General features: G+C 67.4%; 11 protein-coding genes. 7 read left to right on the top strand and 4 right to left on the bottom strand.

Annotation, left to right across the window (positions count from 1 at the left end):
- From FPZ47_RS23230 to FPZ47_RS23220, 3 genes are all read right to left on the bottom strand, one after another.
- Positions 1-1,005: MMPL family transporter (locus tag FPZ47_RS23230; protein WP_144955785.1), on the bottom strand; the 1,005-nt coding region annotated here is incomplete at its 3' end.
- Positions 1,002-1,448, bottom strand: a complete 447-nt coding sequence (locus FPZ47_RS23225; RefSeq protein ID WP_281291894.1) for an MmpS family transport accessory protein — start codon at positions 1,446-1,448, stop codon at positions 1,002-1,004. The genes FPZ47_RS23230 and FPZ47_RS23225, both read right to left, overlap by 4 nt.
- 124 nt (positions 1,449-1,572) lie before the next feature.
- Positions 1,573-2,169, bottom strand: coding sequence for a TetR/AcrR family transcriptional regulator (locus FPZ47_RS23220; protein ID WP_144955779.1), 597 nt, complete (start codon positions 2,167-2,169; stop codon positions 1,573-1,575).
- 103 nt (positions 2,170-2,272) lie between these two features.
- Between FPZ47_RS23220 and dnaE the strand changes: the two genes are divergently transcribed.
- From dnaE to FPZ47_RS23185, 7 genes are all read left to right on the top strand, one after another.
- Positions 2,273-5,815 (top strand): DNA polymerase III subunit alpha, encoded by a 3,543-nt coding sequence (gene dnaE, locus FPZ47_RS23215; RefSeq protein WP_144955776.1) that lies wholly within the window; start codon positions 2,273-2,275, stop codon positions 5,813-5,815.
- 213 nt (positions 5,816-6,028) lie between these two features.
- Complete coding sequence (locus FPZ47_RS23210) at positions 6,029-6,505, top strand: VOC family protein (RefSeq protein WP_246133559.1); 477 nt, start codon at positions 6,029-6,031, stop codon at positions 6,503-6,505.
- Between the two features lie 96 nt (positions 6,506-6,601).
- A complete protein-coding gene (locus FPZ47_RS23205; RefSeq protein WP_144955770.1) occupies positions 6,602-8,491 on the top strand; it encodes a lysophospholipid acyltransferase in 1,890 nt (629 codons plus the stop codon).
- Positions 8,492-8,559: 68 nt separating this feature from the next.
- On the top strand, positions 8,560-8,997 hold the full coding sequence (locus FPZ47_RS23200; RefSeq protein ID WP_144955767.1) for a nitroreductase family deazaflavin-dependent oxidoreductase: 438 nt from the start codon (positions 8,560-8,562) through the stop codon (positions 8,995-8,997).
- 49 nt (positions 8,998-9,046) lie between these two features.
- A complete protein-coding gene (gene ilvA / locus FPZ47_RS23195) occupies positions 9,047-10,336 on the top strand; it encodes a threonine ammonia-lyase (RefSeq protein ID WP_144955765.1) in 1,290 nt (429 codons plus the stop codon).
- Positions 10,337-10,699: 363 nt separating this feature from the next.
- On the top strand, positions 10,700-11,218 hold the full coding sequence (locus FPZ47_RS23190) for a DUF5994 family protein (protein ID WP_144955762.1): 519 nt from the start codon (positions 10,700-10,702) through the stop codon (positions 11,216-11,218).
- Positions 11,219-11,330: 112 nt separating this feature from the next.
- Positions 11,331-11,564, top strand: a complete 234-nt coding sequence (locus FPZ47_RS23185) for a hypothetical protein (RefSeq protein WP_144955760.1) — start codon at positions 11,331-11,333, stop codon at positions 11,562-11,564.
- A gap of 201 nt (positions 11,565-11,765) precedes the next feature.
- Here the strand turns inward: FPZ47_RS23185 and FPZ47_RS23180 are convergent, their stop codons facing one another.
- Complete coding sequence (locus FPZ47_RS23180) at positions 11,766-12,749, bottom strand: hypothetical protein (protein ID WP_144955758.1); 984 nt, start codon at positions 12,747-12,749, stop codon at positions 11,766-11,768.
- Positions 12,750-13,202 lie beyond the last annotated feature (453 nt).

Below are 13,202 nucleotides of genomic sequence, written 5' to 3'. Positions count from 1 at the left end.
CATCAGCGCGCAGCCACCATCAACCAGATCACCGAAAACAAGATCATCACAAGCCGGCTGAAAAATCAGGGTCAGACAGAAGACCGCGCCGGCGACGGTCAGGCCCGAACCCAGGATGATGTGAGCCGTTCCGCGAAACATCGTGTAATAGGCGGCTTTTCGGTCTTCGCCGACTCCGCGCGCCTCTTGGTAGCGGCCGACGAAGAAGATCGCGTAGTCGGTGCCGGCGGCGATCACCAGCAACGTGAGCAGATTCGTGGCGTAGGTGGACAGCCCGATGACTCCGGCGTTGCCGAGGAACGCGACGATCCCGCGGGCGGCGGCCATCTCGATGAGCACCGTCACCAGCACCAGCAACATGGTGGCAAAAGACCGGTACACAAAAAGCAGCATCACCGCGATCACCCCGACGGTGATCGCGGTGACCTTCAGGGTTCCTTTGCTGCCGACGTCGAACTGATCGGAGATCAGCGGCGCCGCGCCGGTGACATAGGCCTGCACGCCCGGCGGCGGCGGTGTGTGCTCGACGATGTCGCGGATGGCGCGGACGGATTCGTTGGCCGCCGCCGAGCCCAAGTTGCCGGCCAGAAAAATCTGAACGTCCGCGGCCTTGCCGTCCGTGCTCTGCGAACCGGCCGCGGTCAGGGTGTCTCCCCAGAAGTCCTGAACGTACTCGACGTGTTTTCGGTCCTGCTCGAGCTTGCGGATCATCGTGTCGTAGAACCGGTGGGCGTCCGCGCCGAGCGGCTTGTCGCCCTCCAGCACGACCGTCGCCGAGCTGTCGGTGTCGAATTCGTGAAACACCTCGCCGATGTGCTTGGTCGCCTTCAGCGACGGCGCATCGGGCGAACTGAGCGCGACGTTGTGTGTTTTTCCGACCTCTTCCAGGTTGGGCACCGCGATGTTCGTCACGGCGGCCAGCGCCACCCAGAACAGCAGAATCGGCAGTGACAGCCGGCTTAGGGTGCGCGGCACCCACGGCCGCGCCGGCTGATCGTCACTCATCCGGACTTGTCCAGGCAGAAGGTGTAGGCGTCGACTTTGTTCACGGTGCGTTCGTCCTTGACCTCGCCGTTGACGATGATGCGGCAGCCGATGGTGTCCCCGTTTCCCTGCGCCACGACGTTGCCGAGAACGGCGGGCAGCGTGGTGGTGATCGTGTACGACCAGGGCAGCGGGGCGTCTTTGACCTGTTGCGGCTGGGCGTTCACGTCCAGGTAGTTGATGGTCGCCACGGCTCCGGGTGCCCCGAAGACCTCGAGAACCACCTGTTTGGGGTTGAACGGGATGATTTCGTTGGACAGGCCGCTGTTGGCCGAGGTGTTGTCGTGCGAGCCGAAGATCCCGTGCAGTCGGTAGATCGCAAATCCGGTGATGGTTACGACGAGCGCCGCGACGAGCACCATCCACCCTCGCCTAACCACGTGTTCGACCGGAATCCCTTTCACCCGTAGGCCTTTCGATCCTCAGCGACAAGATCGTCGCGGTGATCGCCGACTGTGACAGTACGGTACTGATCCGTACTGCACAAGCCGAGCGGGCGCACCGTCCCGGCCGGTCGGCGGCCGGCCATCAGCCGACGGACCGGGTGAGCCCGGGCATGATCACGTCGTCGACCAGCGCCCGGACGGTCTCACGGGTGGGCGGCCGGCCGGCGATGATGGACCGGAAGATCAGGTAGCCGGGCAGCAGGTCCCAGAGCTCGTCGGTGACGGCGGCGGCGCTGATCTCACCGCGGTCGACGGCGCGCTGCAGGACCCCCTTGATCGACGCCTCGCGCTGATCGAGGAATTGACGCTGCAGGGCGTCATTGAGCGCAGGGTGGTGTGACACCTCGACCAGCACCGCCCGGATGGTGCTCGCGTGCTGGCGGCCCTGCTGACAGATCTTCTCCCCGATCTGCATCAAGTCGCCCCGCAGCGTGCCGGTGTCCGGGGTGACCGTGGCCTGCCGCACGCCGTCGATGAACGCGGCCAGGACCAGGTCGGCCTTCGAGGGCCAGCGTCGGTACACGGTGGCCTTGCTGGCGCGGGCGGCGCCGGCTACCGCGTCGATCGTCAGACGTTCGTAGCCGTGCTCCTGCAGCAGCCGCAGCGTCACCGCAAGCAGCTCCGATTCTCGCGGGGACCAGGGCGACGACTCCGCGGACCAGCCGACGGTCTGGGACATACCGCACACCTTAGAACCAGGACGAGAACCAGGACGCGGTTGCACGACACACTTCGCGACACGCCCGAAAGCCGTCGGTGCCGGGTCATAGACTGGCGTGCCTATGAGCGGTTCATTCCAGTCCTCCTTCGTGCACCTGCACAACCACACCGAGTACTCGATGCTGGACGGTGCCGCGAAAATCACGCCGATGCTCACCGAGGTGGAGCGGCTGGGGATGCCCGCGGTCGGGATGACCGACCACGGAAACATGTTCGGCGCCAGCGAGTTCTACAACTCGGCCGCCAAGGCCGGGATCAAGCCGATCATCGGCGTCGAGGCCTATGTCGCTCCCGCTTCCCGCTTCGACACCCGGCGGATCCTGTGGGGGGATCCGGGCCAGAAGTCCGACGACGTCTCGGGTAGCGGCTCCTACACGCACCTGACGATGGTCGCCGAGAACGCCACCGGCCTGCGCAACCTGTTCAAGCTGTCCTCGCTGGCCTCCTTCGAGGGTCAGCTCGGCAAGTGGTCGCGGATGGACGCCGAGCTCATCGCCGAACACGCCGAGGGCATCATCGCCACCACCGGCTGCCCGTCGGGCGAGGTGCAGACGCGCCTTCGCCTGGGGCATGACCGCGAGGCGCTCGAATCGGCCGCCACGTGGCGCGAGATCTTCGGTGCCGACAACTACTTCCTGGAGCTGATGGACCACGGGCTGTCGATCGAGCAGCGGGTCCGCGAGGGCCTGCTCGAGATCGGCCGCAAGCTCGGCATCCCGCCGCTGGCCACCAACGACTGCCACTACGTCACCCGCGACGCCGCCCACAACCACGAGGCGCTGCTGTGCGTGCAGACCGGCAAGACGCTGTCGGACCCGAACCGGTTCAAGTTCGACGGCGACGGCTACTACCTGAAATCGGCCGCCGAGATGCGCCGGATCTGGGACGACGACGTGCCGGGCGCGTGCGACTCCACGCTGCTGATCGCCGAGCGGGTGCAGTCCTACGCCGACGTGTGGGAGCCGCGGGACCGGATGCCGATCTTCCCGGTGCCCGAGGGTCACGACCAGGCGACCTGGCTGCACCACGAGGTGATGGCGGGACTGCGGCGGCGTTTCGGATCCGATGTCGGCCATGACTATGTCGACCGCGCCGAGTACGAGATCAAGGTCATCTGCGACAAGGGCTTCCCGTCGTACTTCCTGATCGTCGCCGACCTGATCAACTACGCCCGCTCGGTCGACATCCGGGTGGGGCCGGGGCGTGGGTCGGCGGCCGGCTCGCTGGTGGCCTACGCGCTGGGCATCACCAACATCGACCCGATTCCGCACGGTCTGCTGTTCGAGCGCTTCCTCAACCCGGAACGTCCGTCGGCGCCCGACATCGACATCGACTTCGACGACCGCCGCCGCGGCGAGATGGTGCGCTACGCGGCCGACAAGTGGGGCCAGGACCGGGTGGCCCAGGTCATCACCTTCGGCACCATCAAAACCAAAGCGGCACTCAAGGATTCGGCGCGTATCCACTACGGCCAGCCCGGTTTCGCGATCGCCGACCGGATCACCAAGGCGCTGCCTCCGCCGATCATGGCCAAGGACATCCCGCTGTCGGGCATCACCGACCCGAGCCACGACCGGTACAAGGAGGCCGCCGAGGTCCGGGGCCTGATCGAGACGGACCCCGACGTGCGCACCATCTACCAGACCGCGCGCGGCCTGGAGGGCCTGATCCGCAACGCCGGTGTGCACGCCTGCGCGGTGATCATGAGCAGCGAGCCGCTGACCGAGGCGATCCCGCTGTGGAAACGTCCCCAGGACGGCGCGATCATCACCGGGTGGGACTATCCGTCGTGCGAGGCCATCGGTCTGCTGAAGATGGACTTCCTGGGCCTGCGAAACCTGACGATCATCGGCGACGCGCTGGAAAATATCAAGGCCAACAGGGGGATTGACCTCGACTTGGAGTCGGTTCCGCTCGACGACAAGCCCACCTACGAGCTACTCGGCCGCGGCGACACCCTCGGGGTGTTCCAGCTCGACGGTGGGCCGATGCGCGATCTGCTGCGCCGGATGCAGCCCACCGAGTTCAACGACATCGTCGCCGTGCTGGCGCTGTACCGGCCGGGTCCGATGGGCATGAACGCCCACAATGATTACGCCGACCGCAAGAACAAGCGGCAGGCGGTCAGGCCGATCCACCCCGAGCTCGAGGAGCCGCTGCGCGAAATCCTCTCCGAGACCCACGGCCTGATCGTCTACCAAGAGCAGATCATGTTGATCGCCCAGAAGGTCGCCTCCTACACGATGGGCAAGGCCGACGCGCTGCGCAAGGCGATGGGCAAGAAGAAGCTCGAGGTGCTCGAGGCCGAATACAAGGGCTTCCAGGAAGGCATGACCGCCAACGGCTTCTCCGAGAAGGCCGTGAAGGCCTTGTGGGACACCATTCTTCCGTTCGCCGGATATGCGTTCAACAAGTCGCACGCCGCCGGCTACGGCCTCGTGTCGTACTGGACGGCTTATCTGAAGGCCAACTACCCGGCCGAGTACATGGCGGGGCTGTTGACCTCGGTGGGCGACGACAAGGACAAGGCGGCGGTCTATCTGGCCGACTGCCGCAAGCTCGGCATCACCGTGCTGCCGCCCGATGTCAACGAGTCCCTGGTGAACTTCGCCTCGGTCGGGCAAGACATCCGCTTCGGGATGGGCGCGGTGCGCAATGTCGGTGCCAACGTGGTCAGCTCGCTGATCAAGACCCGCAACGAGAAGGGGAAGTTCACCGACTTCTCGGACTACCTGAACAAGATCGACATCGCGGCCTGCAACAAGAAGGTCACCGAGTCGTTGATCAAGGCGGGCGCGTTCGACTCACTGAATCATGCCCGCAAGGGCCTGTTCCTGGTGCACACCGACGCCGTCGACTCGGTGCTGGGCACGAAGAAGGCCGAGGCGATGGGCCAGTTCGATCTATTCGGCGGCAGCGACTCCGGTGCCGACGCGGTGTTCACCATCAAGGTGCCCGACGACGAGTGGGAGGACAAGCACAAGCTGGCCCTGGAACGCGAGATGCTGGGCCTGTACGTGTCGGGGCACCCGCTCAACGGCGTGGCGCACCTGCTGGCCGCCCAGGTGGACACCCAGATCCCGGCCATCCTGGACGGCGACGTGCCCAACGAGACCCAGGTGCGCGTCGGCGGGATCCTGGCGTCGGTGAACAGGCGGGTGAACAAGAATGGGATGCCTTGGGCCTCGGCGCAACTGGAGGACCTCACCGGCGGCATCGAGGTGATGTTCTTCCCGCACGCGTACTCCGCGTACGGCGCCGACATCGCCGACGACGCGGTGGTGCTGGTCAACGCGAAGGTGGCGATCCGCGACGACCGGATCGCCCTGATCGCCAACGACCTGGTGGTGCCCGACTTCTCCACTGCGCAACCGAACCGGCCGCTGTCCGTCAGCCTGCCCACCCGGCAGTGCACCATCGACAAGGTGACCGCGCTCAAACAGGTGCTGGCGCGTCATCCCGGAACCTCGCAGGTGCACCTGCGGCTCATCAGCGGGGATCGCATCACCACGCTCGAGCTGGACCAGTCCCTGCGGGTGACGCCCTCGCCGGCGTTGATGGGCGACCTCAAGGAGCTGCTGGGCCCGGGCTGCCTGGGCGCCTGAGCGCCCCGGCTGCTCGGGCCCCTGAGCGCCCGGGGCTTCCCGCGAGGGTGCGCATGTGTACGCGTGATGCGGCGTGTCGCCGTGCGGACACGCACGCTCGGCGGCTCGGGCATCCGGCAACGGGCGCCGACAGGCCAACCGCTGCGTAACATGATGCCGATTGCGCACGGCCGATCTCGCACGGCCGATCTCGCACACAAGGATGGTGCACCAGTGAGCCAAACGCCCCCCGTCGCCGTGCAGAACTTCTCCCACGTCTGCATCGGCGTGTCCGACATCGAGGCGTCCGTGGCGTTCTACACCGCGGTGCTGGGCATGGACGTCGTCTTCGACGTCGCACTCGAAGGGGCCGCGCTGGACGCGGTGACCGGTGGGGCCGCGCAGCAGGGCCGCATGGTCGGCGGGCTGATCGGCGGGACCATGGTCGAGTTGTTGTCGCTGGGCGCCGTGCCGCCCGGCCCCCGCGGCCCGCATCTGGGCTACACCAACATCTCCTTCCGGGTCGAAAATCTCGACTCCGCCTACGAATCCGTCCGGCGCCACCACCCCGACGTGCGGGCGGACCCGCCCGTCGACATCGGGGGAGTCCGGATGTTCTTCGTCTACGACCCCGACGGCACGCCCCTCGAGTTGCTGGAGCTGCCCGCCGGCGTGACCTCGACCCTGCAGTTGTGGCGACCCGGCGGCTGAACCGAGCGTCTTCGGGAAATCCCGCGAACCGTTCCGCTGCCCCGGTCGCGGACGTACGCTCACCGATGTGGTGATCCGGCGCCGAGGAGGACAGCGATGACGAGCGGGGCAGCGGCGACGACCGCGCGCGAACTCGGCCGCGTGGGTGTGCGGAAAATGTTGCAGCGCAGCGGGATCCGTGGTGAATCGACCACGCCGCTGGCCACCGATCCCGCGGAGGTCAGCCAGCTGTTGGCGGCGCGCTGGTACGACGCGCGGCTCGGCGCGCTGGCCGCGGAGCTGGGCCGCGATCCCGACGACGTGCGCGCCGAGGCCGCCGGCTACCTGCGGGAGATGGCGGCCTTTCTGGACGAACGCGCGGTGCAGGCCTGGCGCGGGTTCAGCCGCTGGATCATGCGCGCCTACGACGTGCTGGTCGACGAGGACCAGATCGCGCAGCTGCGCAGGCTGGACCGCAGGGCGACGCTGGCGTTCGCCTTCTCGCATCGCTCCTACCTGGACGGCATGCTGCTGCCGGAGGTGATCGTGGCTAACCGCCTGTCCCCGGCGCTGACGTTCGGTGGGGCCAACCTGAACTTCTTCCCGATGGGCGCCTGGGCCAAGCGCACCGGCGCGATCTTCATCCGCCGGGAGACCAAAGACATCCCGGTCTACCGGTTCGCGCTGCGTGCCTACGCCGCGCAGCTCGTGCAGAACCACGCCAACCTCACCTGGTCGATCGAGGGGGGCCGCACCAGGACCGGCAAGCTGCGGCCGCCGGTGTTCGGGATCCTGCGCTACATCGCCGACGCCGTCGACGAAATCGACGGTCCCGAGGTGTATCTGGTGCCCACTTCCATCGTCTACGACCAGTTGCACGAGGTCGAGGCCATGACCACCGAGGCCTACGGGGCCGCCAAACGTCCCGAGGACCTTCGCTTTCTGGTCCGGCTCGCGCGTCAGCAGGGCCACCGGCTGGGCCGGGCGTACCTGGACTTCGGCGAGCCGCTGCCGCTGCGCAAGCGTCTCGAGGAGCTGCGCGGCGACGAGTCGGGCACCGGAACCGAGGTCGAACGCATCGCCTTGGACGTCGAGCACCGCATCAACCGGGCCACGCCGGTCACGCCGACCGCGGTGGTCAGCCTCGCGCTGCTGGGCGCGGACCGCTCGCTGTCGATCAGCGAGGTGCTGGACACCGTGCAACCGCTGGCGAGCTACATCGCCGCGCGCAACTGGGCGGTGGCCGGCGCGGCGGACCTGACCAACCGATCCACGATCCGATGGACCCTGCACCAGCTCGTCGCCTCGGGGGTGGTCAGCGTCTACGACGCCGGCACCGAGGCGGTGTGGGGCATCGGCGCCGAGCAGCACCTGGTCGCGGCGTTCTACCGCAACACCGCCATCCACATCCTCGTCGACCGGGCGATGGCCGAGATGGCGCTGGTGGCGGCGTGCGAATCGAGCGGCACGGTGGCCCCGGCGACCGTGCGCGACGAGGCGCTGCGCCTGCGCGAGTTGCTGAAGTTCGAGTTCCTGTTCTCGGGGCGGGCGCAGTTCGAGAAGGAGCTCGCCGACGAGATCCGCCTGATCGCGCCCGCCGAAGACCCGGTGGACATCACCAGGACGTACTGCGCCGACGACGTGCGGCGGCTGTTGGAGTCGGCCGACGTGCTGCTGGCGCATCTGGTGCTGCGCCCGTTCCTGGACGCCTACCACATCGTGGCCGACCGACTGGCCGCCTACGAGGACGAATCTTTCGACGAGGAAGCCTTTTTGGCCGAGTGCCTGGAGGTGGGCAAGCAGTGGGAGCTGCAGCGCCGCATCGCCAGCGCCGAGTCGAGGTCGATGGAGCTGTTCAAGACCGGGTTGCGCCTGGCCCGGCACCGCGAGCTCATCGACGGCTCAGGCGGGGCCGACGTGGCCAAACGCCGCCGGCAGTTCGCCGACGAGATCGCCACGGCGACAAGAAGAGTCAACGAGATCGCGGAGCTGGCGCGGGCGCGGTAGTCCGACTTCTCGGGCTGGGCCGCCGCGGCGCGACGTCGGCAGGGGGATTCAGCCGTAAAATAGCGGGCATGCCACTTACCGGAGAGTACGAACCGTCGCCCTGGGATTGGTCGCGCGAACAAGCAGAGAAGTTCGCCGAATCCGGTGGAACCGAGGCCGCCGATTTGCGGGGAATGCCCATCATCTTGCTGACCACCGTCGGAGCCAAGACCGGCAAGCTGCGCAAGACGCCGCTGATGCGCGTCGAGCACGACGGCGAGTACGCGTGCGTCGCGTCGCTCGGCGGGGCGCCGAAGAACCCGGTCTGGTACCACAACATGAAGAAGAACCCGCGGGTCGAGCTGCAGGACGGCGGCGTCACCCGCGACTACGACGCCCGCGAGGTGTTCGGCGAGGAAAAAGCCGTGTGGTGGGAGCGCGCTGTCGCGGCGTACCCGGACTACGCCGACTACCAGAAGAAGACCGACCGCCAGATTCCGGTGTTCGTGCTGACCCCCGTCAGCTGACTTCCACAGGGTGGACGCCCCGCCCCGGTGGTCATGGCACCATTGATCGGTGTCCGCCGACCTGAGCCAGAGCCCCGGCGTGTCACCGCTGTGCGCGGCTGACGTCGACGCCGCGGCCAAGCGCATTGCCGCGGTGGTCACGCCCACCCCCTTGCAGCTCAGCGATCGGCTGTCGGCAATCACCGGCGCGCGGGTCTACCTCAAACGCGAAGATCTGCAGATCGTGCGGTCCTACAAGATCCGGGGGGCCTACAACCTGCTGGTGCAGCTCTCCGACGAGGAGCTGGCCGCGGGCGTGGTGTGTTCCTCGGCGGGCAACCATGCGCAGGGTTTCGCCTATGCGTGCCGGCGGCTGGGCGTGCGCGGCCGCGTCTACGTCCCCGCCAAGACGCCCAAGCAGAAGCGCGACCGGATCCGCTACCACGGCGGGGAGTTCATCGAGCTGATCGTGGGCGGGTCGACCTACGACCTCGCCGCCGAGGCGGCGCTGGCCGACGTCGAACGCACCGGCGCCACCCTGGTACCCCCGTACGACGACGCGCGGACCATGGCCGGGCAGGGCACGATCGCCGTCGAACTCCTCGCCCAACTCGACGAGCTCGGCGGGGAACCCGACCTGGTGGTCGTCCCGGTGGGCGGCGGCGGGTGCATCGCCGGCATCACCACCTACCTGGCCGAGCGCACGACGAACACGTCGGTGCTGGGCGTCGAGCCGGCCGGGGCCGCGGCGATGATGGCCGCGCTGGCCGCCGGCGAGCCGGTGACGCTGGATCACGTCGACCAGTTCGTCGACGGAGCCGCGGTGCGGCGCGCGGGAGCGCTGACCTACGCGGCGCTGGCCGCCGCCGGTGACATGGTGTCGATCACCGCGGTCGACGAGGGGGCCGTGTGCACCGCGATGCTGGACCTCTACCAGAACGAGGGCATCATCGCCGAGCCGGCGGGCGCGCTGTCGGTCGCCGGCCTGCTGGAAGCCGACATCGAGCCCGGATCCACGGTGGTGTGCCTGATCTCGGGCGGCAACAACGACGTCTCGCGATACGGCGAGGTGCTGGAGCGCTCGCTGGTCCACCTCGGCCTCAAGCACTACTTCCTGGTGGACTTCCCGCAGGAGCCCGGTGCGCTGCGCCGCTTCCTCGACGAGGTGCTCGGCCCCAACGACGACATCACCCTGTTCGAGTACGTCAAGCGCAACAACCGCGAGACCGGTGAGGCGCTGGTGGGTATCGAACTGGGCTCGGCCGCCGACCTGGACGGGCTGCTGGCCCGGATGCGGGCCACGGAGATCCACGTCGAGCCGTTGGCGCCGGGTTCACCGGCGTACCGCTACCTGCTGTAGCCGTCTGTCCCGGCCGGCGAGCGTGCGCATGTGTACGCGCACCGCGGTGTGTCGCCGTGCAGACACTCACGCTCGCGGGAGAAGGTTTGGTGCCCGGGCAAACCCGTGACAGCTCAACCAGCCCGATCTTGGGCCGTGGGGTGTAATATCGACGGTGAGCTTTACATAAGCCGACGTGAATCTCGGGCGCTCCTGCGGGCGCATCCGAAATCGTGGTCTACGACTGAGGTTGTTTGTCGATCCTCACGTTCATGTGCCGGGTCAGCCGGAAGCGAAGGGATCGTCGATGGGTCACCGGACGTTATGCGCGGGTCGCCCAGCGGCGGCGCCGGTTCGGGTTCCAGTCGTGGCGATCTCAGCACCATGAACCGGGCCGTGCGTGGCCGGCGCCTGGCCAGCCCTGTCCGGCTTGCCCTGGCGGCCGAACTGGGTTCGCCGCTCGACGGGGCGTGGTGGCCGCACACCTCCTCGATCGCGGCCGAGCTACCCGAGTTGGTCGGTGCCCTGTCCGCCCGGTTGGGGGAAATCATCGACATCAGCGTCAACTGGACGTCGCTGGAAAGCTCTCCGGACCTGGACGCGCTGAACCGGCTTCGGAACGGCGACACCGGCAAGGCGGCCGTTCGCCAGCGTCTGATGTTGGTCGTCGGCAGCCAGGCCTGCGCCAACCTCCTGGTGGTACCGTGCAGGACCTCCACCGCTCTCGCAACGATGGTGTTGCGGCAAGCGGCCGACCTTCCCGTCGCGCGCATCGAGTGGGACACCCAAGAATTTCGGACCAGTGAGGACATCGTGCGCGCAGCGCGCAGCGCAAACGTGAGCTGCGGTCCGTCTTCGCCGGATGATCTTTCCGCTCCTGCCGAAGCGGCCGTGACCGATTGACAGAGACCTCACGCACCGCGGAGACGGGCCCGGCGCCCGTGCGGGACGAATCCATTCCTGGTACGCGACGCGCAACGTCGCGCGCAACTCTTGGTGAGAAAGGACGAGCGACATGACCGTACAGAACTGGATGGACGCACCCGAGATCCATCCGTCCCAGATCCGGGTCGGCGACACGATCGGCACGATCGAGCCCAGCCACCTGCCCTTCAAGGTCAAGATGATCGGCGAGCCGCAGAAAAGTCCCAAGCAGTGGACGTTCTTCGGTCAGGACGACCACGGCCGGCAGCACGCGAGCACGTTCAATGAGGCCCAGGTCGTTCGCCGCTACGCCAAGTCCTTGTAGCCACGCGCGAGCAGCCGCACAAGTATTGGAAACAGGCCCGCTGGAGGAATCATCCAGCTCGGCCGCACCCTGCACCCTCGACGCCACGACGTACTGACCTACTTCGACCACCACGCCTCCAACGAGCCGGCGCGGCGCCGCGGACTGCCCCGAAGTGGCACCGCACCGATCCCTGCCCGAGGCGTGGCGTCGCAACCTGGATCACGATCCGCCGTCCTGAAGAACGATCCTGGCGTTCCTCATCGACCAGCCCAGCTCGGCCGGACCACCACCGTGCCTGACCTCGGCGTTCAGGTGAAACATGGTCAGCCGGTAGTCGGCCGGATCTTGTGAAGCGTTCGCATTCGGATACCGGTCCCTGACCCGGTCGAGGGCGAAGCTGAAGGCGCGCCCCGTGACGGTATAGGAGAACGTGCGCCAGCCGCGCCAGGGCGTTCCGGTGAAATGATCCGACCCGGGCACCCACAGCAGGGTGGGACTGCCGTCCTCGTCCGGCGCGTTGACCATAATGCTCTCGGACGGCGCGTCGAAGCCGATGTCCAAGCTGTTCGAATCCCCGTGGCCGTTGAAGAACAGCTTTGAGCCGTAGCTCAGCTTCGTCCCCGATTTCCGGTCCGTGAACTCCAGGTCGGCCAAGACGAAGGCACCGCTCCCGGGCCGGTTCGCGTCGGAAGCCGTGGGCACCTGCAGTTCGAGCGAGACCAACAGCGCCCGGGCGGGGTCGGAAAATGGGCGTGCCGCGGATGCATTGCTCCAGCGGAACTGCGGGGTGATCATCAGCCCGCCGAAGTCGGTTGCGGGCGAAACCTCCTGGGCGTTCAGGTAGGCACCGACGACTCCGCCCTGGGCCTGGACCGTGGTCGTTCCGTAGCGGTCCTCGAAGCCAAGCTGATGTCCCAGCGGCGGCGTGGGGTAAAAGCCGGTCTTGTCGCCGGCGCTCCAGGACGTGGGAACCAGCGTCCCGTCAGACCGTTTCGGATTGGGTTGCCAGAGAATCAGGATAAATCGGTCCGCCGGCGGCGGAATGGGGTGCCGCGGGTCCGCCTCCGGAACCAGAAAGGACCGCGCCAGGTCGTCGACGGCGGGCTGCTCGAACAGCACTTTTCGTGCCTGCGCGCCGGCGTCCCCAGTGCCGGCGCGTGTCAAGATGGCGATAAGCATAAGACCGGCCACGAGCCGGCGCACACACGTGATCCGGCGCAAGCCCGGGCTCGCGCCCTGCCCGGCGCGCACCGGAAATGCGCGCGCGATTGCTCGCCCTGCTGCGACGGCATCTGCGTGAAACGGCATCGTGCGTCCGCCTGGCACGACCGCGTCAGGCCGGGACACGGTGCGCCACCGGCGGGATGGCCGTCCGCGGTGCCGGGCTGCGTCCCGCAAAGAACCCGTAGTCGATGAATGATCTTGCGCAGTACCCTGGACCGCTTGAGCCAGTGCAGATATGGGTCCGACGCCTCGGCGTTCCAGTGCGCATCGCGGTCAGTGTATTCGGTGACATCGAACACCGCCAGCGGGCGCGTTGACTCATCAAAGATGCGCGCGTAGAGGGGATCGTCGCCTTCTTCTGACCCTGATTTTTCAGCCGGCTATGGATTGAGGGCCGCGTCGTAGCGCGGAAGTGCCCTTCCTGCAAGGGAT

Source organism: Mycobacterium helveticum, assembly GCF_007714205.1.
Taxonomy (GTDB): domain Bacteria; phylum Actinomycetota; class Actinomycetes; order Mycobacteriales; family Mycobacteriaceae; genus Mycobacterium; species Mycobacterium helveticum.
This window is presented reverse-complemented; position numbering and strand designations above follow the sequence as displayed.